This window comes from Plantactinospora sp. BB1 (genome assembly GCF_003030385.1).
Classification (GTDB): domain Bacteria; phylum Actinomycetota; class Actinomycetes; order Mycobacteriales; family Micromonosporaceae; genus Plantactinospora.
This window is the reverse complement of record NZ_CP028159.1, coordinates 3,954,851-3,980,647: the sequence shown is the minus strand read 5'-3', so window position 1 is coordinate 3,980,647 and position 25,797 is coordinate 3,954,851. Positions and strand designations below refer to the sequence as shown.

Genomic DNA, 25,797 nt, shown 5'->3' with positions numbered 1-25,797 from the left:
CCGGTACTCATGGTGCCAGAGCGGGCGCCCGGTGACCAGGCCGCACCCCGCCCCGCACACCACTCCCCCGCACAGCACTTCTCAAGGAGAAGCTCATGCGTCACTCCGACGAATCCCTCGGTACGCCCGTTCCCGTCGTCTCGGTACGCCCGGTGCTGCTGCCGGCCCCGGGCCGCGACGAGGATCTCCAGGTGCGGGTCTCGGCGCCGGTGACCGGCGACGAACTGCCCGTCATCGTCTTCTCGCACGGCTTCGGCGGGTCGCTGGACAGCTACGCCCCGCTGGTCGACTTCTGGACCGCGCACGGTTTCGCGGTCCTTCAACCCACCCACCTCGACTCGCGGACCCTGAACGTGACGCCCGACGACCCGCGTTACCCGAAGATCTGGCGCTTCCGGGTCGAGGACCTGACCCGCGTCCTCGACGAGTTGGACCGGATCGAAGCCGCCGTACCCGGCCTCGCCGGGCGTCTCGACCGCGGCCGCATCGCTGTCGCCGGCCACTCCTGGGGAGCCCAGACCGCCAGCATGTTGTTGGGCGCGCGGGTCCTCGACGCCCAGGGTGTGCCGGGCGACGACCTCTCCGACCCGAGGATCGGGGCCGGGGTACTGCTTGCCCTGGCGGGCACCGGCGGCGCCGACCTGACGCCGTTCGCCGCCGAGCACTTCTCCTTCATGAACCCGGACTTCACCGGGATGACCACACCGGCTCTGGTGGTGGCGGGCGACAGGGACCAGTCCGCCCTGACCGCCCGGGGGCCGGAGTGGTTCACGGACGCGTACTTCCAGAGCCCGGGGGCCAGGAGCCTGCTCACCCTCTTCGGCGCGGAACACTCGCTGGGCGGGATCTCCGGGTACGACTCCACCGAGACGACGGACGGGAGTCCGGAACGGGTCGTCCTGGTCCAGCGGCTCAGCTCGGCCTTCCTCCGCAGCGCGCTCTACCCGACGGACACCGGCTGGGCCGTGGCGAGCGCCGCACTGGCGGAGGGCACCGACCCGCTGGGCCGGGTCGAAACCAGGTGACCCTGCGACCGAAGGCTGCCCGTCCCTCGGGGCGGGCAGCCTTCTGGGGGTTGACACCGGCCGCCGCCGGCGGCATATTCAAACTGTCGGTTGATTAACCGAGCGGTTGAGAAGGGCGGAGCCAGTGGACCGGCTGAGCGAGGTGTTCGGCGCCCTCGCCGACCCGACCCGGCGGGCCATCCTGGCCCGGCTGGCCGAGGGCGAGGCGACGGTCAACCAGATCGCCGAGCCGTTCCCGATCAGCCTCCAGGCCGTCTCCAAGCACCTGAAGGTGCTGGAGCGGGCCGGGCTGATCACCCGGGGCCGGGAGGCGCAGTGGCGGCCGTGCCGGCTCGACGCGGAGCCGCTGCGCGAGGTGGCCGACTGGATCGCCGGCTACCAGCGGTTCTGGGAGCAGCGCTACGACCAGCTCGGCGATTACCTGCGACAGCTACAGCGAGACGACACCCGACCGGAGGAATGAGATGAGCGAGAACCTGACCGTGACCCTGCCCACCGACCTGGAGATCAAGATGGTGCGCGTCTTCGAGGCGCCGCGCGCGCTGGTCTTCGAGGCGCATGCGAAGTGCGAGCACGTCAAGCACTGGTGGGGCCGGGGCAACCCGCTCGACTGCGAGATGGACTTCCGGCCCGGCGGCAGCTACCGCTTCGTCGAGCACGCCCCGGACGGCGAGTACGCGTTCCGGGGCGAATACCGGGAGATCCGGGCGCCGGAGCGGATCGTGCAGACCTTCGAGTTCGAGGGCATGCCCGGGCACGTCTGCGTGGAGACGCTGGAGCTGACCGAGTCCGACGGCAGGACGACGGTCACCAGCGTCACCCGGTTCGACACCAAGGAGGAGCGCGACGCGATGGCCGCCTCCGGGATGGCCGAGGGCGCCCGCGAGTCGTACGAGGCCCTGGCCGCGTACCTGCCGAAGCTCTCCTAGCGGCGGAAGCCGCGCGTTTGGCAGGGTGCGGCGCCGGTCAGCGCAGGGTGACCCGGAGGCTGCGACCGTACACCTGCCGGGTGACGGCCTCGATCCGGGTGCCGCCGGGGATCCGGCGGACCCGGATCCCGTCGTCGGCCGAGACCACCCGGCACCGCCGGCCGCGCAGCGTCACCGAGACGGTGTCGCGGTCCATCGTCGGGTCGGCGAGCGCGACCGCGACGCCGCCGTCGCGGGCCTGACGCAGCAGCACCGACGCCGGACCGTCCACCACCAGCCGGCCGGCGGCGTGCCGGCCGGGCGCGAAGGCGTTCACGGCGACCAGCCCCAGCCCGGCGTGCCGGACGGCCTGGAACCGGGTGCTGTTGGCCAGCACCGCGACCGGCCCGTTCGGGTACGCCCGCAGCCGCTGCTCCGAGGCGTTCGGCAGCAGGACGTACGCCAGCGAGCCGAGCGGCGCACCGGCGGCCTGCTCCACCGAGACGGAGAAGACCCGCTTCCGCACCATCGTGTCCGGGTTGGCGGTCCGGACCACCCGGTGGCTCCGGGTCACCAACTCGGAGCCGACCGTCGGGGCCGGCCCGGCCAGGAAGGCGTAGCCGACCGAGGTCTGCGCGGCGGCGTTGGCGTAGCGCAGCCAGGCCAGCGGGGCGGTGCCGGTGCCGGTGAAGCTCCGGCCGTTGCGGAGTCGCCCGGTCACCGTCACCGGGTCGGACTCCTCGGCGATCCGGCTGTCGACCGTCGTGCTGACCGCCCGGCCGGCCAGGTCGCCGACCCCGGCGGCGAGCACCACGATCTCGTCGTCGAAGAGGAACCACGACTTGGTCGCCACCGCGTTCCGGTACGCGACGAAGTCGTCCGGCAGCCGACCGGCCCGCTTGGCGGCGTACGCGGCGTCGTCGGACTGGACCAGCCCGGCCACCCCGTAGGCGTCCAGGGTGGCTCCGCCGGAGAACCCGTTGGTGCCGCGCGGGAAGTAGACGTAGGTGTTCTGCGACTCCGACGACGAGGTGAAGCCGAGCGCCGGATTGTCGTACCAGGCGGTGCCGTACAACTCGGGGACGGTGTGCCGGTGCTCGACCGGCGCGGTGACCCCGGCCAGCCGGTACGGCGAGACGGTCGTGAAGTAGTCCACCCCGTACGCCTGGGTCTGGTCCTGCCCGGCGAGATAGAGGTAGTACGCCCCGTCCCCCTGGAACCAGGGCGTCAGGTTCTCGCCGTTCATGTACTCGTACTTGCTGATCCGCTCCGAGCTGCGGGCGAGCGCGAAGGCGTAGCCGGGGCGGCGGTGCACGGTCCGGTCCATCGCGTTGAACGCGACGCTGCGCCGCGGCGGGTTCAGGTCGGCCGCCGGGATCGAGGCGTCGGCCAGGATGTCGGCGTACCGGGCGATGCTGACCGGCGAGACGAAGCTGCTCGGGTTGAGCGTGGCCCGGGAGGTCTGCCGGACGAACTTGACGTAGCCGGCCAGCGCCCGGGCGTCGGCGCCGGTGGCGTGGCCGGAGAGGTCGACGACCGCCTCCAGCACGCCCGCCACGTCGGCGTAGCCGGTGCTGGTCCGGGAGACCGCCCGACCCTTGACGATCTCCATCATCCAACCCTCGAAGATCAGCGGGGCGAACCCGTCGACCACCCAGCCCCGGACCACGTCGACCAGGTCGGCGCCGGGGACGTAGCCGGTACCTTCGAGGATCTTGATGGTCTGCACCACCCGGGTCAGCAGGTTCCGGCCGTACGAGCCGGTGTAGGCGACCGAGGCGTGCTGGATGAACGACCCGTCGGCGTAGTAGCCGTCGGTGACGCCGTGCACCAGCGCGTACGGGTCGACGGTGGCGAAGACGGTGAGCTGGTCGGCGAGGGCCTTGCGGATCCGGGCGTCGTCGCCGAGTACGGCGCCCTGGAGGATCCGGTTCGTCGCGATGTCGGCGAGGTTGGCGCCGGTGTGGAACCGCGAGTCGAGGTCGACGTCGCCGTCCTTGCCGTTGCGCAGGTAGGCGTCCATCGAGGCGACATAGCTGGCGACCAGCTCCGGCCGGTACGCCGCCACGTCGTCGGCGAGCAGCACCAGGATCCGGCTGACGTGCTGGGAGATGCCGATCTCCCAGTTGTGCCAGTTGCCGTAGTAGCCGGTCGACTGGTCGCCGTAGTAGCGCTCGTGCAGCCAGCCGAGCCCGTCGAGCACCCGGCGGCGCAGTGCGAGGTCGCCGTCGAGGGCGCCGCCGGGGACCCGGCTGGCCAGGGCGATCTCGTAGAGGTACTGGAACGACGTGGTCAGGTTGGGGTCGCTGCTGCCCAGCGGTACGCCCCGGAACAGCTCGCCCGGTCCGGCGCCGGCCAGCGCGTCGAGTCGGGCCCGGGCCGTGGCGTCGATGGCCGCGAGTTTGGCCGCGACCTCGGGCCGGGCGTTCGACTCGGCGGTACCGGCGAGGATCGCGACCGTGTTGTCGCGCAGTACGGCGTGCTCGGCGGGGGCGGCGGTCGCCCGGTCCGCCGGGGTCGCGGCGCTGGCCCGCGCCTGTCCGGCCAGCGCCAGCAGGCCGGCGGCGGGGATCGTCGACAGGATGGCGCGGCGGGAGACGGACACGGCGGACGCTCCAAGATCGACCGTAGGTGATTGCCGAATTCAACCAACCACGGTGAAACTTTTCAACCTCCCGTCCCCTCCGACCCGGCGCCGGGCGGGGCCGTCGTCAGGCGGCGGCGAAGAGCAGCGAGACGTTCTGCCCGCCGAACCCGAAGGAGTTGCAGACGGCGGCGTCGAGCCGCTGCTCGCGCGGCCCGTCGGCGGCCACCTCCAACCGGACCTCGGGGTCCTTGCGGTCCAGGTTGAGCGTCGGCGGGATGACGTCGTTGGCGACCGACAGCAGGGTGAGGATCCCCTCCACCGCGCCGGCCGCGCCGACCAGGTGCCCGAGGCTCGACTTCGGCGCGGTGAGCACGACGTCGTCGCCGAGCGCCTGCTGGATCGCGTTCGCCTCGCCGACGTCACCGACCACGGTGGAGGTGGCGTGACAGTTGACGTGCCCGACGTCGCCCGGTCCCAGCCCGGCGTCGGCCACGGCGTTGCGGATCGCCCGGACCTGCCCGGCACCGGTCGGGTCCGGACCGGTGATGTGGTGCGCGTCGGCGGTGATCCCGTAGCCGGCGAGCCGGCCGAGCACCCGGGCACCCCGGCCCGCCGCGAAGTCCGCCCGTTCCAGGATCATCATCCCGGCACCCTCGCCGAGCACGAACCCGTCGCGGTCCACGTCGAACGGTCGGGAGGCCCGCTCCGGCTCGTCGTTGCGCTTGGAGAGGGTACGCGCCTGGGCGAAGCCGGCGATGGTCAGCGGTGCGATGGCGGCCTCGGCACCACCGGCGATCACCACGTCGGCCTCGCCGGAGCGGATCAGCCGGGCGCCGAGCGCGAGGGCCTCGGCACCGGAGGCGCAGGCGGAGACGGTGGTGTAGACGCCGGCCCGGGCGTCGAACTCCAGGCTGACCCAGGCCGCCGGACCGTTCGGCATCAGCATCGGCACGGTGAGCGGGGAGATCCGGGCCGGACCCTTCTGCTCCAGCAGGTCGTCCTGGGCCAGCAGGGTGTTGACGCCGCCGATCCCGGTGCCGACCACCACCGCCAGGCGGAGCGGGTCGACCTCGGGACTGCCGGCGTCGGCCCAGGCCTGCCGGGCGGCGACCAGCGCGGCCTGCTGGCAGCGGTCCATCCGGCGGGCCTGCACCCGGGTCAGCGCCGAGTCCGGCGAGACGGCCATCGGCGCGGCGATCCTGGTCGGCAGGTCGTCGGTGTGCGCGAAGGAGGCCACCAGGTCGTCGATCCGGCGTACCCCGGAGTGCCCGGCGAGCATGCCCTGCCAGAGGGAGTCGACGTCCCCGCCGAGCGGGGTGGTCGCGCCGAGTCCGGTGACGACAACGTCCCGGCCGCTCATGCTGTCTCCTCGTCGTCTTCGCGGTGTGCCGGCTTGTCCTCCGTTAGTTGTATCGCATACAACTATGGCATGTCCACCGAGCCGCCCCGGGCCCGAGGCCGGCGCACCCGGGCGCAGATCCTCGAGCACGCCGCGACACTCTTCGCCGAGCGCGGCTTCGACGCGGTCAGCGTGGCCGAGATCGCCACCGCCGCCTCGGCCCACCCGAACCAGATCACCTACTACTTCGGCTCCAAGGACGGGCTCTTCGTGCACGCCGCGTTCATGCTGCTGCTGCGCGACGCCGAGCGGCTGGAGCCGGTCGGCCGACGCCGACGTACCCCCGCCGCGTTCCGTACGGCGCTGGCCCGCAGCGCGCTGACCCTGCCCGCGGTGCCGATCGCGGTGCAGGCGATGTCGATCGCCCGGCGCCGGCCGGAGCTGCGACCGGTGGCCGAGCAGGGTCTCGCCGTGCTGTTCCGCAGGGCGCAGAGCTATCTCGCCGCGATCCTGGACCGGCACGGCTGGGTGATCGACCGTCCCGCCGACGTCGAGGCGCGGACCTTCTGGAGCACCGTCCTCGGCGCCCGGCTGATCTCGGAGTCCGGTTTCGACGGCCGCGCCGACGACATCGACCTGGCCGGGGTGCTCACCGTCCGGGCGCCGGCCGACCCGGCACCGTGACCGGCGGGGTGCTCAGCGGCGGCCGGGTCGGGCCGCGCAGCACCCGCAGCGCCACCCTCGGGTGCGCCAGCGCGGCCGGCGGCCGGACCAGGTGCTGCACGTCGGTCAGCACCCGCAGCACGTACGGGTCCCGGTCGGCCACGTCGGAGGCCCGGTCCAGATACCAGTACGAGAGCCGGCCACGCCGTCCCGGCCGGACCGCACCGGCGGCGAACCGCAGGTCGGTACCGGTGGCGATGGTCCAGGCGGTGGCGCTGCACCCGGCCACCGCGGCCTGGGCGGTCCGCCCGAACCGCCGGTGTGCCCGAAGGTGCTCGCCGAGCACCACCGCGGTCTGCGCGGCGACGCTCATCCCCTGCCCGTAGACGGGGTTGAAGGCGCAGGCGGCGTCCCCGACCACCAGGAACCCCTCCGGCCAGCGCGGCATCGTCTCGTAGTGCCGGCGGTGGTTCCCGGTCCGCCGGAACCCGTGGATCGGCCCGTCCGGCTCGGCGTCCCGGATCGCCTCGTAGATCAGCGGACTGCGCAGGTTGCGGGTGAACTCCAGGAAGCCCGTCTCGTCGGTGGGCGGGATCTCGTCGCCGAACCCGCCGACGGTGACCATCCACCGGCCGTTCTCGATCGGATAGAGCACCCCGGCCCGGGAGACCTGCGGCGGTTTCGGCATCAGCATGATGTTCTTCCAGCCGTCGGCGACGCCCGGCGCCAGCCGGTAGCGCCGGCTCGCGTAGCCCAGGCCGGCGTCGATCCGGGTTTCCTCCGGCCGGCCGTAACCGAGCGCGGCCAGCCACTGCGGGGTACGCGAGCCGCGCCCGCTCGCGTCGACGACCAGGTCGGCCTCGCAGCGGTGGATCTCGGCACCGCCGTTGCGGACCCGCAACCGCACCCCGGTGACCGAGGCGCCGTCCGGACCGGGCAGGAGTCCGACCACCTCGCGGGCGGTCTCGAACCGGATCCGCCCGTCGGCGGCGAGCCGCTGCCGGATGGTCCAGTCCAGCAGTTCCCGACTCGCCCCGACCAGGGTGTGGGTGGCCGGGAAACGCTCCCGCCACCCGTTCGGGCTCAGCGACAGCAGGTCGGTCGGCGCGGCGACCGGGACGGCGCCCCGGTCGTACAGCTCGGCCATCAGGCCGGGAAAGAGCCGGTCGAGGGCGCGCTGTCCGGAGGTGACCAGGACGTGCAGGTGACGCGCCTGCGGGATGCCCGTACGCAGCCTCGGTCCGTCCGGAAAGCGGTCCCGGTCGAGTACGGTGACCCGCTCGACGAAGTCGGCGAGGGTGCGCGCGACGCAGAGGCCGGCGAAGCTCCCGCCGATGACCACGGCATGGCGGGGCTTGGACAGTGGCGAAGGCATGCCTCCATCCTTACCGACACCGGCGCTCACCAGGCGAAACCGGTTCGGCAACCTGCCGGAGAGTCAGCATCACGACTCTCCGGCGGGTCGGTGCGGCGACCTACTCCAGGTGGAGGGTGGCGGAGGCCTGCTCGGCACTGGAGGTCACCGGCTCGACGTAGAGCAGCCCGGCCCGGTGCCGCAGGTACCGCCCGGCGGCGTTCTGCGCCTCCAGCGAGATGGCGGCGGAGCTGGCCAGGCCGGCCCGGCGCAGGAAGCTGGCGTCGGCGCGGAACTGCGCCGAGCCGTCGTCGCGCTCCACGTAGACCGCGTAGTCGCGGTGCCGGAGGTAGTAGCCGGGGAAGTTCGTCGACTCCAGCGAGACGGTGCCGGAGCCGGCCAGGCCGGTCACGATCCGGAACTGCGAGTCGGCCAGCGGCGTCACGTTCGCCTCGACCCGGCCCCGGTAGTCGTAGTGCCGCAGGTAGCTGCCGGCGAGGTCGTGCGGGCGCAGCCGGACCGGGGTCGCGCCGTCCGGCACCGGGATGCCGAGGTTCGGGGTGCCGTCGGCGTTCCAGTAGAGCTTCTGGATCCGGGTACGCCGGTTGGGGTCGTTCAGCGGGTCACCGTTGATGTCCCGGTAGTTGCGGTCGTGGTAGACCAGGATGTCGCTCTGGCCGTCCTCGGAGACGGTGAAGGAGTTGTGCCCGGGCCCGTACTGGCCGGTCGCGGCGTTGCTGGTGAAGACCGGGTTCGGGCTCTTGCTCCACGACGAGGCGGAGAGCAGGTTCGCCGTCGCCGAGGCGGTGAGCATGCCGAGACAGTAGTTGGCGTCGGTGGCGCTGGCCGAGTAGGTCAGGAAGATCCGGCCGTTGCGCTGGATCACCGCCGGCCCCTCGGCCACCCGGTGACCCCGGGTCTCCCAGTCGTACGTCGGCACGGTCAGCCGGGTCACCGTGCCGGTGATCTGCCACGGGTTGGCACCCATCCGGGCCAGGTAGAGGTTGGAGTTGGTCGAGATCCCCGGTTCGGACTGCGCCCAGACCAGATAGCGGACGCCGTTCGCCACGAAGGTCGAGGCGTCCAGCGCGAAGGTGTCCCACGGGGTGCTGATCCGGCCGCGTTCGGTCCACGAGCCGGTCAGCGGGTTGGCGCTGGAGTTCTCCAGCACGTACATCCGGATCCGCCAGACGTCGTCGGTGCGGCCGGCGGCGAAGTAGACGTACCAGCGGTTGTTGATGAAGTGGATCTCGGGCGCCCAGATGTGCGCCCCCATCTCGCCGCTGGTGTGCCGGCGCCAGATCGTCGTCTCGGCGGCGCTGGACAGCCCTTGCAGGGTGGTCGCGCGGCGGAGCACGATCCGGTCGTACTGCGGCACGGTCGCGGTCATGTAGTAGTAGCCGTCGGTGTGCTTGACGATGTGCGGGTCGGCCCGCTGGTTGACCAGCGGGTTGGTGTAGTTCACCGCCGGGGCGGCGCCGGCCGGCACTCCCGGGAGCAGACCGGCCAGCAGCGCCAGCACCGTGGCCAGCGCGCCGATCAGTGACGTGCCGAGCCGCCGGCCGGGCCGGTGCGCGGCCGCACCGGTCGCGGTGGCAACGGCCGGGAGCGGCCGGGGTGACCTGCTGCGCGGCATCCACATCATGACCAGCGGCCTCTCGTCGATCCCTGCGGGGGTGTCCGGTCGGTTACCTCGGTGTTACGCAGACAGTGTTATCGCTAACATCGATGGCAGTCAAGAATTCTTCGGCCTTGGCGAGGCAAGGATGCGAAACCTTGACATCAAAAGATGTTAGCGCGAACATCATCGATACGTCCGGGCCAGACGACACCGCCGCGCCGCCCGGCTGCGCACCGGCCCTGCGGCGGCGTCCGCCGAAGCACCACCGGCGAGCCACCTCGGAGCGCGCTATCCACAGCGCAGGGCGATCCACCGCTTCGACCACCCTGTCATCCCGCGGGGAACGTCGTCCCACCGCACCCGCGGGCCGGCACCGTCCACTGACGGACCGACGGAAGGAAGACCATGGAAGCTCCCGCTTCCCCACCCTCGACGGCGCCGGGCCGGACCCGGCTGCTGCGCACCGCCACCGTACTCGTGGCCGCCGCCATGCTCGTCGGCGCCGCGATCACCGTACCGGTCCGGTCGGCCTCGGCCGCGACCGTCGACCCGAACGCCTGGTACGTCCTGGTGTCCCGGCACAGCGGCAAGGCCCTCGACGTCTACGACCGGTCCACCGCCGACGGTGGCGCGATCGTGCAGTGGGCCCGCAACGACGGCGCCTGGCAACAGTGGCAGTTCGTCGACTCGGGCTCCGGCTACCACCGGCTCCGCTCCCGGCACAGCGGCAAGGTCCTCGACATCCGGGACTCCTCCACCGCCGACGGCGCGGAGGTGATCCAGTGGGCCGACCAGGGCAGCACCGACCAGCAGTTCCGGCTGGCCGACTCGGACGGCGGGTACGTCCGGCTGATCAACCGGAACAGCAACAAGGCCCTCGACGTCTGGGAGTGGTCCACCGCCGACGGCGGCCGGATCAGCCAGTACGCCGACCAGGGCGGCACCAACCAGCAGTGGCAACTGGTCCGGGTCGACTCGGGCGGCACCCCGAACCCGACCCCCACCGGTAACCCGGGCACGCCGCCGGCCGCCTATCCGGCGCCGATGCGGGTGACCGGGGACATCGGGGTGCACGACCCGACCGTGGTGCGCCGGCCCGGCGGCGACTACCTGGTGGCGCACACCGGCAACGACATCTCGCTGAAGACCTCGACCGACCGGGTCGCCTTCCGCAACGCCGGTTCGGCCTTCCCGGGCGGTGCGCCGTGGACCACCAGCTACACCGGGGGCAGCCGCAACCTCTGGGCGCCGGACATCTCCTACCGGAACAACCAGTACTACCTGTACTACTCCGCCTCCACCTTCGGCTCCAACCGGTCGGCGATCTTCCTGGCCACCAGCCCGACCGGCAACTCCGGGAGCTGGACCGACCGGGGCCTGGTGATCGAGTCGCGCACCTCGGACAACTTCAACGCGATCGACCCGAACCTGATCGTGGACGACCAGGGCCGCTGGTGGCTCGCCTTCGGCTCGTTCTGGTCCGGGCTCAAGCTGGTCGCCCTGGATCCGGCCACCGGCAAGCGCTCGGACAGCACGATCCGGGCCATCGCCGGCCGTAACGGCGGCGCGATCGAGGCGCCGACGCTGGTCAAGCGGGGCAGCTACTACTACCTGTACGTCTCCTTCGACCGCTGCTGCCAGGGCGCCTCCAGCACCTACCGGGTGATGGTGGGGCGCTCGACCAGCGTCACCGGACCCTTCGTCGACCGGAACGGCACCGCGCTCACCTCCGGCGGCGGCACCCAGGTGCTCGCCTCGCACGGCGACATCCACGGGCCGGGCCACCAGACCGTGCTCTCCGACAGCGGCGGCGACTTCCTCGTCTACCACTACTACGCCAACAACGGCGCCTCGCTGCTCGGCATCAACCGGATCGGCTACGACTCCGCCGGCTGGCCGTACGTCTACTGACCGTCCCCATCGACCGTAGGGAGCAACCCGTGACACCCCCGCATCCGCGCCGGGTCCGCTGGCGGGCCGCGCTCGCCGTCGGCGTCACCGCGCTGGTCACCGGCACCGGCGTACTCGTCGCCGCCGCACCGGCCACGGCGGCCACCGCCGACCCGAACGTCTACTACGTACTCGTCAACCGGAACAGCGGCAAGGCCCTCGACGTCTACAACCTGGCCACCACCGACGGCGCCCCGATCAACCAGTACGCCCGCAACGACGGCAACTGGCAGCAGTGGCGGTTCCTCGACGCCGGTGGCGGCTACTACAGGGTGCAGTCCCGGCACAGCGGCAAGGTGCTGGAGCTGCCGAACTCCGACGACGGCGTGCAGTTGGTGCAGAACGCCGACAGCGGCAACAGCCGGCAGCAGTTCCGGCTCGCCGACTCGGCCGGCGGCTACGTCCGCCTGGTCAACCGGGCCAGCGGCAAGGCGCTGGACGTCTGGGAGTGGTCCACCGCGGACGGCGCGATGGTCTCCCAGTACCAGGACCTGGACGGCGCCAACCAGCAGTGGCAGATGGTCAACGTCGGGTCGGTCGGCGGCGGGAACCCGACGCCGGGCACCTTCACCAACCCGATCAAGCGGAACGGGCCGGACCCCTGGCTCCAGTACCACAACGGCTACTACTACCTCGCCACCACCACCTGGAACTCGACGATCACGATGCGCCGGTCCGCCACCCTCGGCGGGCTGGCCAGCGCGTCCGACCAGGTGGTCTTCAACCTCTCCGGTCGGCCGAACGGCTGCTGCAACATGTGGGCGCCGGAGTTCCACCTGATCAACGGGCCGAACGGCAACCGCTGGTACCTGTACTACGTGGCCGGGCAGAACGTCAGCGACTTCAACCCGACCCAGCGGCTGCACGTACTGGAGAGCGCCGGCACCGACCCGATGGGGCCGTACACCTTCAAGGCCGACCTGGGCGGTGACTGGCAGCTCGACGCCAGCGTGCTGCGGGTGAACAACAGCCTCTACCTGCTCGGCACCTACAACGCCGGCGGCAGCTACGGGCAGAGCCTCTTCATCACCCCGCTGAGCAACCCGTGGACGATCAGCGGGTCACGGGTCCGGCTCACCTCCCCGACGCTGAACTGGGAGCGGCAGACCCACCCGGTGACGGAGGGTCCCGAGCCGCTCTACCGGAACGGCCGGACGATGATCGTCTATTCCGCCAGCGCCTGCTGGGGACCGGACTACAAGCTCGGCCTGCTCACCCTGACCGGCAGCAACCCGCTCAGCGCGTCCTCCTGGACCAAGAGCCCGAACCCGGTCTTCCAGCGCAGCGACGCCAACGGCGTCTTCGCGCCCGGCCACAACGGCTTCTTCAAGTCACCGGACGGGACCGAGGACTGGATCGTCTACCACGGCAACGACTCGGCCAGCGGCGGCTGCGACATGAACCGCTCGACCCGGGCCCAGAAGTTCACCTGGAACAGCGACGGCACCCCGAACTTCGGCACCCCGGTACGGCTCGGCGTGCCGCTCACCGCACCATCGGGCGAGTAGCCGGGCGGGTCCGCCCGGGGGACCGATCCTCGCCGGTTCCCCGGGCGGGTCTCGCCGCCGGCCCGGCCGGTCAGCCGGGCTCGACCGGCGGAGTCAGAGCGCCACCTCGACCGATGTCGCCCCCGGCTCGTCGAGCCGGAAGGTCGCCGTACGCCCGCCGGCCGACACCTCGTACTCGCCGAGGAAGCCGGTGAAGCCGACCCGGCCCTGCTCGTCGGTGCCGAGTCGGGTCGGCGCGAGCCACCACTCGTCGCGGACCAGCGCGCGCAGCGCCTCGTAGGAGGGCTTCGGCGTACCGTCGGCCCGGACGAAGCCGCCGGGCGCGCCGAGCCAGCCGCCGTCGACCATTCCCCAGTAGGTGCTGGCCCGCACCGACGGGTGCGACAACAGCGTCCTGTAGTGCCGGACGATCTCGTCGGCCTGCCGCTCCTCCCCCTCCGGCGTACTGGGCCAGTCGGCGATCTGGTAGTCGTTCAGGTCGACGATCTCGGCCGGCATCAGGTGCCCGGAGAGCAGGGTCGTCTCGGTGAAGTGGATCGGCAGGCCGTACCGGGCGAACCGGTCGATGATGCCGAGCGTCTTCTCCTCGCCCCAGTAGCCCTGGTGCATGTGGCTCTGCAACCCGAGCGCGTCGATCCGGATCCCCGCCTCCAGCACCCCCTCGATCAGGCACTCGTAGGCGGCGGACATGTCGAAGTCGTTGAGCAGCAGGGTGGCGCCCGGATTCGCCTCGCGGGCCGCGTCGAAGACCATCCGGACCAGCGGGATCCGCCCCAGCTCCCGGCAGATCCGGGTGAGGCCGTTGTCGTACTTGTCGAAGATGGGCATGATCACCACCTCGTTGATCACGTCCCAGCTGTCGATCAGGCCGGCGAAGTCGGTCACCTCCCGGCGGATCCGGTCCAGCTGCACCCGGGTGATCTCCGGATTGGTCAGCTCGGTCAGCCACTCCGCGCTCACCGTGTGCCAGGCCAGCGGGTGCCCCTTGACCAGGCAGCCCCGCTCGGTGAACCAGCGCGCCGTCGCCTGGAGGCGCCGGGTGTCCGGCCGGCCGCGCTCCGGCTCGAAGCGTCCCCAGTAGAACGGCAGGGTGGCGAAGTTGAACAGGTCGAGCCAGAGTTCGGCCAGCCGCTCGACCCCGGAGGCGTCGGCCTCGCCCAGCGAGCCGGTGCCGCCGCCCGGTCCGGCCCCGGCGGTCGCGGTCAGCTCGCCGTTGGCCAGCGGGATGAACTCGAATCCGGTGCAGCCGAACAGGAACGCGTGGTCGCGCTGCGCCACTACCACCTCCTGGTCGACCAGTGGGCTGCCGTCGCTGGTCGTCACCGTCAGGGTGGCGGTGGCGGTGCGGTACTGCCGGATCAGGGAGTCGGACGACATCCAGCATCCTCCATCGGTGGGGTGACGGCGCGGATGGCTCACCGTACGCCCCGGCACCCGTCGAGCCGTCGCGCTCACCGTCGTCGTGCCGGCCTGGGCGCCGAACGGCAGCCGGATCGCGCCCAGCGATTCGACGTTCCGGAAAGCAAGTGCAAATGCACGTGCATCTGCACTTGCGAGTAGCCCGGCCGGTCGGCAGAATTGCCTGATGTCGATGGAGGGATCCCGTTGACCGGGACGCGGACGCGGCAGCCGACCGGGCCGGCCAGGCAGGACGGGCCTCCGGCGTCGGTCGCCGTCGTCCTGCTCGGGGTCGAGGCGCTGCTGATCGTCCTCTCGGTCTGCGCCGCCGTGCTGGAGCAGACCGCCCTGGCCGTGATGGCCGGCACCGCCGCCGTCACGCTGGCCGGGGAGATCGTGCGCCGCTACCTCACCCCCGGGCCGGAGCGGCACTCCGGCGGGGCCGGCACTGACCCGGGTGGGGAGTCCGGGGTACCGGCACCGCCGCCCGGCACCGACGGCTGAGCCCGGTCGCCCACCGACCGGCCCTGATCGGGGTGCGCCGGAGGCGGGCACTATGGAGCCATGCGTCTGGTCTCCCTGCTCCCCTCCGCGACCGAGATCGTCTACGCCCTCGGGCTCGGGGACGACCTGGTCGGAGTGACCTTCGAGTGCGACGAGCCGCCGTCGGCCCGGACCGACAAGACGGTCGTGGTCGGTGGCCGGGACACCCGGGGGATGACGCCGGCCCAGATCGACGACTACGTGAAGGGCCAGATGTCGGCCGGCGCCGACCTCTACACCCTGCACGCCGACGCGCTCGCCGGGCTGGACCCGGAACTCATCCTCACCCAGGACCTCTGCCGGGTCTGCGCCCTCCCCTCCGGGCACGTCGAGGACGCCCTCGACCATCTCGGCTGCCGGGCCGACGTGCTGTCGCTGGACCCGTACACCCTGGAGGAGGTCTTCGGGACGATCCTGGCGGTGGGCGAGCGGACCGGCGTACCCGATCGGGCCGAGGCCCTGGTCGGCGCGTTGCGGGACCGGCTCGCGGCGGTGGCCTCGGCGGTCCGGGGCCGGCGGCGGCCCCGGGTCGCGGTGGTGGAGTGGGTCGAGCCACCCTTCACGGCCGGACACTGGGTGCCCGATCTGGTACGCGCGGCCGGCGGCGAGCCGGTGGCCGCCCGGCCCGGGGCGCGGTCCGTGGAGACGACCTGGCGGGAGTTCGCCGACGCGGCGCCGGAGATCGTGCTCGTCACACCGTGCGGCTTCCACCTGGAGGGCGCGGCCCGGCAGGCCGAGGTCGTCGCCGGCCGGCTGCCCGGGGTCGCGGTCTGGGCGATCGACGGGGACGGCCTGGTCGTCCGCCCCGGCCCGCGCCTGGTGGACGGGGTCGAGGCGATCGCCGCGATCCTGCACCCGGACGCCGTGCCCGAGCCGCCCGACGGAGCCGTCGCCCGGATCGCCTGACCGCCGCCCGACCGGCGGTCAGGGCCGCGCCGCGACCACCCGGCCGAGCAGGTCGTCGAGTTCGGTGAGGATCCGCCAGGTGGACTCGGCGTGCCCGTCGGTCTCGGCGGTCTCCAGCACGGCCCCGAGCGCGGCGGTGACCGCCCGACGCAGGTCGGCGCCGGCGAGCCAGGCGCTCACCTGGGCGGCCTGGCTCCCCCGCTCCGCCCAGAAGGCGTTGCCGAGCCGCCAGGTGGTGCCGGCGGGGCGGCAGTGGTGTGCGAGCAGGTCGAGCAGGGCTGCCGCGGCCGTCGGCCGGGCGAGCTGCCGCGCCCACTCCGCCAGATAGGGCGTGAGGTCGTCCTCGACGTTGCCGATTGCGCAGAGCACGGTGTCGACGTCGTGCACCGCCGCCGGGTCGTCGGCCAGCACCTCGGCCCAGAGCGCCGCGAGCAGCTCCCGGACGGCGTGGCGTTCCCCGGCCGGCCAGCTCCGCCAGCCCGCGTGACGCAGCCGGCCGAGCAGCGGCTCCAGGTCCGGCCAGAGGAAACCCTCGGTGCAGCCGATCTCCAGCATCCGGGGCAGGAAGTAGCGGTAGTCGGCGACGCCGCCGACGGTGAAGAGTACGACCGCGGCGTAGTCGCCCAGGTCGTCGGCGGTCAGCTCGGCCAAGGGTACGGGGGCGAGCAGTTTCCGCTCGTCGTCGGGGGTGAAGCAGCACGGACAGGAGTCGATGGCGGCCGGCCGGGGAACTCCGCCGAACACCACGTAGAGCCGGTCGATCGCCTCGGCCAGAGCGGTACCCACCGGGCAACCGTAGGCCGCCGAACCGAGCCGGGCAGCCGGATATCCGAACCCGGTTCGCGGACTCGCACCGCCGGCCGTGCGCCGCCCGGCCCGGCCCGCGCGGCAGCTCCGTACCCTCCGTACGTCCTGGGAGGATTCGCAGGGCTGCTGGCGCTTCCGTCCCCTTCGTACTGCTGCCACCGGTTTGATTGACAGTCCCTAGATCGGCAGGTATCAAGGTGACACTCTTCGAAGTCCAAGATCTCCAACCTGAGCCACCAGGGGAGGAACCAGTGACCGAATCGAATCTGCGGCACCCGATGGACCGGCGTGCCGTGCTGCGCCTCGGCGCGGGGCTCGGCGCGGGAGCCTTCCTCGCCGGTTGCAGCGTGCAGACCGGCGGCGGCGGCGACGGAGACGGCTCGGGATATCCGGAACGCTCGGTCGAGCTGGTCGTGCCGTTCGCGCCGGGCGGCAGCACGGACCTGATCGCCCGGACCCTCGGCAAGGCGATCGAGAAGCCGCTCGGCCAGTCGATGGTGATCGTCAACCGGGACGGCGCGGCCGCCGCCGTCGGCACCAGGGAGGTGGCCTCGGCCGAGGACGACGGCTACAAGATCGGCTTCCCGCCCAGTTCGCTCTTCACCCTCACCCCGCAACTGGGCAAGGGTGCCGCCACCGTCTCCCTCGACGAGCTGCGGGTGGTGATCGGGCTGACCGTGGAGAACATTGTGCTCGTCGCGCACCGGGACTCCCCGTTCAAGACCATCGACGACGTCATCGCGCTCAAGGGCAGCGGCCGGCGGATCACGTACGGGCACTCCGGGGTGGGCACCGGGGCGTACTTCGCGCAGACCGCGTTCTACAAGCTCGCCGGGATCAACGCCACCGACGTGCCGTTCGGCGGCGGCGGTCCGGCCGTCACGGCGGTGCTCGGCAGGCAGGTCGACATCGGCGCCTCCCAACCGGCGGAGTCGATGCGGCTGGTGCAGTCCGGCGAGCTGCGCTGGCTCGGGGTCTTCAGCCAGCAGCGCAGCCCCTCGCTGCCGGACCTGCCGACCGCCGTGGAGAAGGGCTTCGACCTGACCGTCGACCAGGCCCGGTTCATCGCCGGACCGAAGTCGATGCCGGACGAGGCGGTGACCGCGCTCCAGGAGGCGTTCCGGGAGGCGGTCAAGGCACCGGAGTACGACGACTTCCTGAAGAAGAACTACATCGACCGGTTCGAGGTCGACGGTACCGAGGTGGCGAACAAGATCAAGGGTGACTTCGACCGGTACAGGGCGCTGATCGACCGGTTCGGGCTGGGGCCGAAGTGAACCCGTCCGGCCTCGACGAGGCGGCCACCCCGGCCGGGGAGGGGGAGCCCGGCGGCCTGCCCTCCGACGACATCCCGCCGGCCGGCCGGACCGGGCAGCTCGTCGCCGGCGTGGTACCGGTCGCGCTCGGCCTGGCCGGACTCGCGTACTCGGTCTCGCTCTCCCTCGGCACGCCCGCCGAGGCCGGGCCGGGACTCTGGCCGGCACTGGCCAGCCTGCTCCTGCTCGGCGCCGGCCTCTGGTCGCTGCTCTTCGAGCGGAAGGCGGCGGCGGTCGAGCGGTTCAGCCGGGGCGGGATCGGGATCGCCCTCGGGGTGGTCAGCCTGCTCGTCTTCGTACTGCTGATCAGCCGGATCGGTTTCGAGATCCCCACCCTGCTGGTGCTGGCCTTCTGGCTCAGGGTGCTGGGCCGGGAGTCCTGGCTCGCCACCGCCGTGGTCAGCGTCGCCACCACGGCCGCGCTCTACCTGCTCTTCATCACCCTGCTGGACGTGAAGCTCCCGAGATTGGCCTTCTGAGTGGACTTCCTCGACCCCGTCCTGGCCGGTTTCGGGGTGGTCTTCACGCCGGTGAACCTGCTCTACGTGCTGGCCGGCGTGGTGATCGGCATGGTCATCGGGGTACTCCCCGGCCTCGGCCCGGTCGCGACGATCGCCCTGCTGCTGCCGATCACCTACGAGATCCCGGCCGAGTCGGCGATCATCATGCTCGCCGGCATCTACTACGGCGCCATGTACGGCGGCACCATCACCTCGGTACTGCTGCGGCTGCCCGGCGAGGCAGCAACGGTCATCACCACCATCGACGGCTACCAGATGGCCCGGCAGGGGCGGGCCGGCTCGGCCCTGGGCATCGCCGCGATCGGGTCGTTCATCGGCGGCACGGTCAGCATCGTCGGGCTGACCCTGGTCGCACCGCTGCTGGCCAGGTTCTCGCTCGGCTTCGGGCCGCCGGAGAACGCCGTACTGGCCGCGATGGGGATCCTGCTGGTCGCCAGCCTCGGTACGGTCTCGACCGCGAAGAGCCTGGTCGCGGCGGGACTCGGCCTGCTGCTCGCCGCCGCCGGGCCGGATCCGCTCTTCGCCTCGCCCCGGTTCACCTTCGGCAACATCAACCTGGCCGACGGTGTCGACTTCGTCGCCCTCGCGATGGGGCTGTTCGGGCTCGGCGAGATCCTCTACCTGCTCGAACACCGGGCCCGGAACCGGCTGCCGAAGCCCCGGATCAGCAATGCCTGGCCGTCCCGGGAGGACTGGCGGCAGTCCCGGGGTGCGGTGGGGCGCGGCTCGGTGGTCGGGTTCTTCATCGGACTGCTGCCCGGTGGCGGCGGGGTGCTGTCGTCGATGGCCGCGTACGCCCTGGAGAAGCGGCGGAGCAGGACGCCGGAGCGGTTCGGTCGGGGCGCCATCGAGGGGGTGGCGGCGCCGGAGACCGCGAACAACGCGGCGGCGACCTCGTCGTTCATCCCGCTGCTGACCCTGGGCATCCCGACCAACCCGGTGATGGCGCTGATCTTCGGCGCGCTGCTGCTCCAGGGGATCCCGCCCGGTCCCCGCCTGATCAACGAGAACCCCGAGGTCTTCTGGGGCGTCGTCGACTCGATGTACGTCGGCAACATCTTCCTGCTGATCCTGAGTGTCCCGCTGGTCGGCGTCTTCGTCCGGCTGGTCTCGGTCCGGGACAGCATCCTCGCGCCGGTCGTGGTGACCGTGACGATGCTCGGCGTCTACACCGTCAACAACAGCACCTTCGACATGCTGCTGGTGATCCTCTTCGGTGTCGTCGGGTACCTGATGAAGAAGACCGGCTTCGAGCCCGGCCCACTGGTCCTGGCGTTCGTGCTCGGCAGCGTGCTGGAGACGGCGTTCCGGCAGTCGATGCGGATCTTCGACGGCGACCCGAGCGGGTTCGTGACCCGGCCGATCTCCGGCACCCTCTTCGTGGTCACCGTGCTGGCCCTGCTCGTGCCGGTCGGCGTACGGCTGCTCCGGCGGCGCCGGGCGGCCGCACCGGCGGTACCCGGTCAGCGGGAGGGTGCGGCCGCTGACCGGGAGGCCGACGAGGAGCTGCGGTGACGGGCTACGGGACGATGTCCGCGCCGCTGACCCCGGCACCCGCGGACGGCGGGCTGCTGCTGGCCGACCCGGCCGAGTAGCCGTACGGCGGTGGCCCGACGCTGCCGTCGGCCCGCAGCCAGTCGTCCTTGGTCTTGCCGCTGTCGTTCGCCCGGGTGATGGTGGCGATGTCGTAGAAGTTGCTGTTGGTCCAGGTCAGCCGGGCGTTGCCGAAGTCCTGGGTGATGGTCTTGGCACCCCGGACGTAGTTGCTCTCGGCGTAGATCCGGCCCTCGACCCCGAGCCCGATGAAGTAGTCGTCGACGCTGACGTAGTTGGCGTAGACGTGGGCGTAGCCGAACCGCACCCGGGGGTGGCGGGTGTTCGACCCGTCGAACCAGTTGTGGTGGTACGTCACGCGCAGGTAGCCGGTGTCCTGGGCGGCGTTGTTGTCGCTGTGCCCGAGCAGCATCGACTTGTCGGTGCCGGCGAACCGGTTGTAGGAGACCGTCGCCAGATCCGAGCCGCGCTTGATGTCCACCGAGCCGTCGGAGGCCGGGTAGAAGGTGTTGTGGTCGATCCAGACGTGGTGCGAGTAGCACTGCACGTTGATCGAGTCGTCCGGCGAGTTCCGGAACGACAGGTTGCGGATGATGACGTTCTGCACGTGGGTGAAGCGGTCCCGCTCGGCGGGGTCGCAGGTGTCGCCGCCCCAGTCCACCTCCGCCGGCCCCCAGCCGTTGACGTCCAGCCCGAAGCCGCTGATCGTCGCCGACGACCCGACGCCGATGATGGTCTTGTTGGAGCCGACGTCCAGCATGTCGTCGCCGTTGCCGGTGATGGTGCCGGAGACCCGGACGATCCTCGGCAGGTCGTCGGCGACCGCCGCCGCCAACTGGGCGTAGTTGCCGACCGTCACCGTCGGGCCGCCGGTCCCGCCGTTGGTGCCGGTCCGGCCGTACCCGGAGAGGGTGGCGAAGCCGACCAGGCCCTCGGCGGAGACTGCGGCGGCGCTGGCAGGAGCCGCGGAGACGACCGCGGCGGCGGCCAGCAGCGTGACCACGCCGCCGACCAGTGACCGGCCGAGCCGGGCTTTCGGGCGGGCTGAAGCACGGACACCCATGGGTGCCTCCCTGTGCGGTTGCGGGATTGGGTGGACGAGGAGCAGGAAAGCGCTTTCCTGAAACAGGATGGTAATGACCTGATTCAGCTTCGTCAATGTCTCGCCCACCCCGGCTCTCCCGCCCCGACGAAGCCGGCTCTCCCGCCCACAATGTCGGAGGCGGGAGAGCCGGCGCTCGTTCAGCAGCGGCCGAGGTCACGCCACTGCGCGGTCAGGCCCGGCTCGGAGCCCTGGGTCCACCAGTTCGCCTGCCAGAGCCGGCCGTTGTGCCGCACCCGGGCACCCTCCAGATAGACGGTCCCCCAGTCCCAGGCGGGGGCGCCGGCGCAGTTGGCCGGCGGCGGCGTGGTGGTCGGCGGGGTCGTCGGCGGCCGGGTGGTGGGCGGGGTCGTCGGCGGCCGGGTGGTCGGGGGCGTCGTCGGGCAGGCACCGCCGCTGCCCACGGTGTCGACGTGGCCGGTGCCGGCCGACCGGTACGCGGCCACCCGGTTCTTCGCCTCGGCGGTGCTGATCACCTCCCGGTCGGCGTAGTAGAGGTAGTCGACCTGCTGGATGTAGCTGGCCAGCCCGGTGCCGGTCCGCCCGGTCAGGTCGATGAACCAGAGGTTGAAGTTGATCGACATCGGGGTTTCCGGGTAGTACCGGTCGCCGTGGTCGGCCACCTGCTGACCGTCCACGTAGTACTTGACCCGGCCGTCGGAGACGGTGAAGACCAGGTCGTGCCAGCCGGCGAAGCTGCTCCGCTGCGCGGTGTGGGTGTTGTCGGCCTGCCACGGCTCGTTCTGGTACGTCTCCCAGGTCGTCTGGTAGAAGATCGGCCCCTGCTCGCCCCACCCGCCGTTCGGCAGGTACTCGAAGTCGATCTCGCCGTAGTTGGGGTCGAGCGGCCGGTCCAGCGGGGTGATGGTGAAGAAGGTCTCCACCAGGTGGTCGCCGTCCGGCCCGGACTGCGGCGCGTCGGTGAAACGCACCCGGCTGGCGTAGGTGCCCTCGAAGAACTTCCGCTGGTGGAAGAACTCGGCGTGACTGGTGCCGCCGGCCGTACCGTCGGTGCGGGCGGTCAACTGGAGCACCTTCTGCCCGGCGTCGGTGGGGAAGCTGACGTTCGACGCCGGCCAGGAGGCACTGGGCACGCCCGGACCGCCGGAGTTGGTCCGCACCGTCCAGCCCCGGGCGGCGATGGCGGGATCGGACGGCGACGAGTAGCCGAAGTCGTCGAAGAGGACGCCGCAGGCGGCTGCGGCGGCGGGGGCGGTGGCCGGTTGGGCACCGGCGGTGGTCGCGGTGATGCCGGCGAGAGTGCCGGCGGCCAGCAGGGCCGCCGTACCGACGGCGAGGCTTCGCGCGCTGGGTCTGGCTGACACGGGGGTTTCTCCTCCCGGTGGGGGTGACAAGGGGGTTGCCGCGCGCCGGCCGACGGTGGCCGGCACCCGGATGGTGACCCAGGAGAGGTGCGGTGCTACGGGGGTCTAGCGGACCGCACCGGCGGTCAGGCCGGTCCGGATCTGGCGTTGGAAGAGCACGTACGCGGCCAGCACCGGCAACATCGCGATGGTGAGGCCGGCGAAGAGGCCGCTCCAGTCACTGCGGTAGCCCTGGCTCACCGAGAGCGCGGCCAGCCCCTGGGCCAGCACGTACCGCTCGGGGTCGGGATTGAGCACCAGCGGCAGCAGGTACTGGTTCCACAGGCCGAGGAAGTTGAAGATCGCGATGCTGACCAGCCCCGGCCGGGCCAGCGGCAGCATCACCCGGAAGAGCACACCCCAGTGCGAGCAGCCGTCCAGGAACGCCGCCTCGGCCAGCGCCGTGGGGAGCGACCGGAAGAAGCCGTGCAGGAAGAAGACGGTGAACGGCAGGGCGTACGCGGTGTAGACCAGGATCAGCCCGGGATAGGTGCCGAGCAGCCCGAGTTGGCGTACCACGAAGAAGAGCGGCACCAGGGCGAGGAAGACCGGGAAGAGCAGCCCGGCGACGAAGAGGTGGTAGAGCAGCCGGTTGCCCGGGAACGAATACCGGGCCAGGGCGTACGCGACCAGCGCGCCGAGCAGCATCGTCAGCACCAGTGCGATGCCCACCACGATCGCGCTGTTCAGGAAGTAGCGGCCGATCGACGCCTCGCCCCAGGCCCGGGCCCAGTTGTCGAACCGGGGTGTCGCCGGCACCGTCCACGGGCTGGTCAGGATCTCCCGGTCGGTTTTCAGCGAGCTGAGCACCGCCCAGAGCAGCGGCACGGTGACCAGTGCCGCCCAGCCGACCAGGAAGAGGTGCGCCGCCGCGTCGCCGAACCGTCCGGTCCGGCGGGCCGGGGTGCGGGCCGGGGCGGCGGCCGGCTGCCGGCGGGCGGGACGGTCGACCAGGGTCGTCATGAGAGTTCCACCCGCTCCCGGCGGCCGGCCCGCAGCGCCACGACGGCGAGCGCGAGGGTGAGGAAGAAGAGTGCCACTCCCATGGCGGCGGCGTAGCCGAACCGGCCGTAGGTGAAGGCGTTGCGGTAGAGGCCGAGCCCGATGACCTCGGTCGACCCGTCCGGCCCGCCGGGCCCGACCGTCATCACCTGGACGACCGCGAAGCCGTCGAGCGCGAGTACCCCGAGGTAGACGAAGGCGACCTGCACGTTCTCGCGTACCAGCGGCAGCACCACCCGGCGGAGTATGGCGAGCCGGCCGGCGCCGTCCAGCACCGCCGCCTCCAACACGTCGCGCGGGACCGACTCCATCGCGGCGGAGAAGAGCACCATGTAGAAGCCGACCGACGACCAGACCAGCACTCCGGCGACGGCCCAGAGCGCCAGGTGCGGGTCACCGAGCCAGGTCCGGGCCAGGAAGTCCAGCCCGACGGCCCGGAGTGCGCCGTTGAGCACGCCCTCGTTCGGGTGGTAGACGAACTGCCAGAGCACCGCGATGATCGGCAGCGAGAGCAGTTGCGGGAAGAAGTAGGCGACCTTGTAGAACTCGCCGCCCCGGACCCCGCCGACCATCGTGCTCCCCCGCCGGCCGCCGAAGTTGACCAGCGCGGCGAGCAGCAGCCCGAGCCCGATGGTGACCGCCGGGACGACGAGCAGCAGCAGCCCGTTGTTGCGCAGCGCCGCCAGGAAGAGCGGATCGTCGACGAGCCGCCGGAAGTTCTCCAGCCCGACGATTTCCACCTGCCCGGAGACGCCGGTCCAGTCGGTCAGCGCCAGATAGAACGCCTGCGCGTACGGGGAGAGTACGAAGACCGCGTAGAGCAGCAGTCCGGGCAGGATCGCCCCGGCGAGGAAGCGGTACTTGCCGTGCCGCAGGGCCGCCATCGAGGGCTACCGGGTGTACTTGGTGACGGCGGAGTCGGCGGCGATCGCGTCGGCGGCCTTCTGGATCCGGTCGGCCCACTGTGCCGGGGTGATCCGGCGGGTGGCGAGTTCACCGGTGGCGTCGTCGACCGCCTTGGCCAGCGGGGCGTACCAGGTGCGGAACCGGTAGGTGACGGTGTTCGCCCCGGCCGCCTGCACGGCGGCGCGGACCGAGCCGAGCCCGGTGCTGAGGGTCAGCCCGTCGGTGGCTCCGGCGACGCTGGGCAGGGTGCTGTTCAACTCGGCGAACCGCCGGGCGCTGCCGGAGGAGAAGAGCACCCGGAGGAACTCCAGCCCGCCGCGCGGGTTCTTCGCCCGGGCCGGGACCAGGAACGATTCGCTGCTGGCGGCCTGGACCGTCCCGTACGGCAGTTTGTCGGCGGCGCCGAGCGACGGGACCGCGCCCATCACCATGTCGAAGCCGGCCGGGGTGACGCCCTTCTGCTCGGCCTCCAGCCAGGAGCCGCACGGGATGATGGCGGCCTTCCCCTGCGACCAGGCGGCCTGGGCCTCGGTGTGCGACAGCGCCTCCGAACCGGGCAGCAGGTAGCCCCGGCCGGCGAGTTCGGCGATCGCGGTCGCCGCGTCCAGCAGCGGCTGCTGTTTCCAGGCGCCCGGCTGGAGGTTGTCGACCGCCTTCACCAGCTCCGGTCCGCCGGCCTTGGCCGCCATCGCCAGCAGCGGGTCGTTCAGGTACTCCGGGTACTTGCCCTGGTAGGTCCAGGGTGCGATGCCGGCCTTCTTGATCTCGGCGCAGAGCGCCAGCATCGCGTCCCAGCTCGTCGGGTACGCCCAGCCGTGCCTGTCGAAGAGCGGCTTGGAATACCAGAGTCCCCAGACGGTGTAGGTGAAGTTGAGCGTGTAGACCCTGCCGTCGAGCGTGCCGTCGGCCACCACCCCGGGCAGCAGGGTGTCCCGGACCTTCGTGCCGGGGTCGTCCAGCGAGGGCGCGTCGAGCAGTTCGGTGAGGTCGGTCAGCTTGCCGGCGCCGACCAGGGTGGCCAGGTCGAGCCGGCCGGCGCCGGTGTTGTCGACCACGTCCGGCGGGGTGTCGGCGACGAACCGGGGTTGCAGCGCCTCGCCGACCTTCTGGATCGCCTTGTGCTCGACGGTCGCGCCGGGGAACCGTCCCTTGTAGATGTTCTCGGCGTTGACCGCGTACTCGTCGCCGTAGCCGCCGTCGAAGATGACCACCTCCAGCGGGGTCGAGGCGGGCACCCCGAGCGGGTTCTCGGCGCTGGTCTCGCCCTTGGCGGCGGCTGGCTGGCCGTCGTCACCGCCGCTGGTGACGCAGCCGGCCAGCGCCGGGGCGGCCAGCCCGACGGCGGCGGCCCGCAGCAGGGCGCGTCGTCTCGGGCCGGTGGTCGGTGCCGGCCCGGAGCGGGCCGGACGGAAAGAGTTCATGG

Annotated in this window: 22 protein-coding genes; 11 read left to right on the top strand and 11 right to left on the bottom strand. The window is 71.8% G+C overall.

Features of this window, described 5'->3' with window-relative positions; translation table 11 throughout:
* Positions 1-95: 95 nt before the first annotated feature.
* The 3 genes from C6W10_RS17385 (at position 96) to C6W10_RS17375 (ending at position 1,954) form a co-directional block, all read left to right on the top strand.
* Positions 96-1,025 (top strand): chlorophyllase, encoded by a 930-nt coding sequence (locus C6W10_RS17385; RefSeq protein WP_107258978.1) that lies wholly within the window; start codon positions 96-98, stop codon positions 1,023-1,025.
* 124 nt (positions 1,026-1,149) lie between these two features.
* Positions 1,150-1,488, top strand: coding sequence for a helix-turn-helix transcriptional regulator (locus tag C6W10_RS17380; RefSeq protein ID WP_107258977.1), 339 nt, complete (start codon positions 1,150-1,152; stop codon positions 1,486-1,488).
* A gap of 1 nt (position 1,489) precedes the next feature.
* Positions 1,490-1,954 (top strand): SRPBCC family protein, encoded by a 465-nt coding sequence (locus C6W10_RS17375; protein ID WP_107258976.1) that lies wholly within the window; start codon positions 1,490-1,492, stop codon positions 1,952-1,954.
* Positions 1,955-1,991: 37 nt separating this feature from the next.
* On the opposite strand, the gene C6W10_RS17370 is transcribed toward C6W10_RS17375, so the two are convergent.
* Complete coding sequence (locus C6W10_RS17370; protein WP_107258975.1) at positions 1,992-4,538, bottom strand: polysaccharide lyase family 8 super-sandwich domain-containing protein; 2,547 nt, start codon at positions 4,536-4,538, stop codon at positions 1,992-1,994.
* A 106-nt stretch (positions 4,539-4,644) separates the two neighbouring features.
* Entirely contained in the window at positions 4,645-5,880 is a 1,236-nt protein-coding gene (locus C6W10_RS17365) for a beta-ketoacyl synthase (protein WP_107258974.1), read from the bottom strand.
* A gap of 69 nt (positions 5,881-5,949) precedes the next feature.
* On the opposite strand from C6W10_RS17365, the gene C6W10_RS17360 reads away from it, so the two are divergent.
* The gene (locus C6W10_RS17360) at positions 5,950-6,543 is read left to right on the top strand and encodes a TetR/AcrR family transcriptional regulator C-terminal domain-containing protein (protein WP_107258973.1); all 594 of its coding nucleotides are present in this window, start codon (positions 5,950-5,952) and stop codon (positions 6,541-6,543) included.
* Here the strand turns inward: C6W10_RS17360 and C6W10_RS17355 are convergent.
* Both C6W10_RS17355 and C6W10_RS17350 read right to left on the bottom strand, forming a co-directional pair.
* Positions 6,509-7,897 (bottom strand): NAD(P)/FAD-dependent oxidoreductase, encoded by a 1,389-nt coding sequence (locus C6W10_RS17355; RefSeq protein WP_107258972.1) that lies wholly within the window; start codon positions 7,895-7,897, stop codon positions 6,509-6,511. The genes C6W10_RS17360 and C6W10_RS17355 overlap by 35 nt on opposite strands.
* Positions 7,898-7,997: 100 nt before the next feature.
* Positions 7,998-9,512 (bottom strand): family 43 glycosylhydrolase, encoded by a 1,515-nt coding sequence (locus C6W10_RS17350; RefSeq protein WP_107264035.1) that lies wholly within the window; start codon positions 9,510-9,512, stop codon positions 7,998-8,000.
* Between the two features lie 390 nt (positions 9,513-9,902).
* On the opposite strand from C6W10_RS17350, the gene C6W10_RS17345 reads away from it, so the two are divergent.
* Positions 9,903-11,408, top strand: a complete 1,506-nt coding sequence (locus tag C6W10_RS17345; RefSeq protein WP_199853047.1) for a family 43 glycosylhydrolase — start codon at positions 9,903-9,905, stop codon at positions 11,406-11,408.
* 29 nt (positions 11,409-11,437) lie between these two features.
* Positions 11,438-12,955 (top strand): family 43 glycosylhydrolase, encoded by a 1,518-nt coding sequence (locus C6W10_RS17340; RefSeq protein WP_234361827.1) that lies wholly within the window; start codon positions 11,438-11,440, stop codon positions 12,953-12,955.
* Between the two features lie 93 nt (positions 12,956-13,048).
* Here C6W10_RS17340 and C6W10_RS17335 read toward each other — a convergent pair whose 3' ends face one another.
* A complete protein-coding gene (locus C6W10_RS17335) occupies positions 13,049-14,332 on the bottom strand; it encodes an endo-1,4-beta-xylanase (protein ID WP_107258971.1) in 1,284 nt (427 codons plus the stop codon).
* A 228-nt stretch (positions 14,333-14,560) separates the two neighbouring features.
* Here C6W10_RS17335 and C6W10_RS17330 point away from each other — a divergent pair, with 228 nt between their 5' ends.
* On the top strand, positions 14,561-14,857 hold the full coding sequence (locus C6W10_RS17330) for a hypothetical protein (protein ID WP_107258970.1): 297 nt from the start codon (positions 14,561-14,563) through the stop codon (positions 14,855-14,857).
* A 60-nt stretch (positions 14,858-14,917) separates the two neighbouring features.
* Positions 14,918-15,802: an ABC transporter substrate-binding protein gene (locus tag C6W10_RS17325; RefSeq protein ID WP_107258969.1), complete on the top strand. Its 885-nt coding sequence runs from the start codon at positions 14,918-14,920 to the stop codon at positions 15,800-15,802.
* Positions 15,803-15,820: 18 nt separating this feature from the next.
* Here the strand turns inward: C6W10_RS17325 and C6W10_RS17320 are convergent, their stop codons facing one another.
* Positions 15,821-16,588, bottom strand: coding sequence for a hypothetical protein (locus C6W10_RS17320; protein WP_107258968.1), 768 nt, complete (start codon positions 16,586-16,588; stop codon positions 15,821-15,823).
* A gap of 272 nt (positions 16,589-16,860) precedes the next feature.
* Here C6W10_RS17320 and C6W10_RS17315 point away from each other — a divergent pair, with 272 nt between their 5' ends.
* Genes C6W10_RS17315 through C6W10_RS17305 form a run of 3 tightly spaced genes read left to right on the top strand, consistent with a single transcriptional unit; the run spans position 16,861 to position 19,961 of the window.
* Complete coding sequence (locus tag C6W10_RS17315) at positions 16,861-17,886, top strand: tripartite tricarboxylate transporter substrate binding protein (protein WP_159104628.1); 1,026 nt, start codon at positions 16,861-16,863, stop codon at positions 17,884-17,886.
* The gene (locus C6W10_RS17310; RefSeq protein WP_107258966.1) at positions 17,883-18,404 is read left to right on the top strand and encodes a tripartite tricarboxylate transporter TctB family protein; all 522 of its coding nucleotides are present in this window, start codon (positions 17,883-17,885) and stop codon (positions 18,402-18,404) included. Before C6W10_RS17315 ends, C6W10_RS17310 begins: the two co-directional genes overlap by 4 nt.
* Positions 18,405-19,961 carry a tripartite tricarboxylate transporter permease gene (locus C6W10_RS17305; RefSeq protein ID WP_107258965.1) on the top strand — a complete coding sequence of 519 codons (1,557 nt, stop codon included), beginning with the start codon at positions 18,405-18,407 and terminating at the stop codon, positions 19,959-19,961. It abuts the gene before it with no gap.
* Between the two features lie 4 nt (positions 19,962-19,965).
* Here the strand turns inward: C6W10_RS17305 and C6W10_RS17300 are convergent, their stop codons facing one another.
* The 5 genes from C6W10_RS17300 to ngcE form a co-directional block, all read right to left on the bottom strand.
* Positions 19,966-21,063, bottom strand: coding sequence for a polysaccharide lyase family 1 protein (locus C6W10_RS17300; RefSeq protein ID WP_107258964.1), 1,098 nt, complete (start codon positions 21,061-21,063; stop codon positions 19,966-19,968).
* A 179-nt stretch (positions 21,064-21,242) separates the two neighbouring features.
* Positions 21,243-22,427 carry a carbohydrate-binding protein gene (locus C6W10_RS17295; RefSeq protein WP_234361825.1) on the bottom strand — a complete coding sequence of 395 codons (1,185 nt, stop codon included), beginning with the start codon at positions 22,425-22,427 and terminating at the stop codon, positions 21,243-21,245.
* A 105-nt stretch (positions 22,428-22,532) separates the two neighbouring features.
* Complete coding sequence (locus C6W10_RS17290; RefSeq protein ID WP_107258963.1) at positions 22,533-23,429, bottom strand: carbohydrate ABC transporter permease; 897 nt, start codon at positions 23,427-23,429, stop codon at positions 22,533-22,535.
* Positions 23,426-24,352: a carbohydrate ABC transporter permease gene (locus C6W10_RS17285; RefSeq protein ID WP_369938570.1), complete on the bottom strand. Its 927-nt coding sequence runs from the start codon at positions 24,350-24,352 to the stop codon at positions 23,426-23,428. The genes C6W10_RS17290 and C6W10_RS17285 overlap by 4 nt, the downstream gene beginning before the upstream one ends.
* Before the next feature lie 6 nt (positions 24,353-24,358).
* On the bottom strand, positions 24,359-25,795 hold the full coding sequence (gene ngcE / locus C6W10_RS17280) for an N-acetylglucosamine/diacetylchitobiose ABC transporter substrate-binding protein (protein WP_107258962.1): 1,437 nt from the start codon (positions 25,793-25,795) through the stop codon (positions 24,359-24,361).
* Positions 25,796-25,797 lie beyond the last annotated feature (2 nt).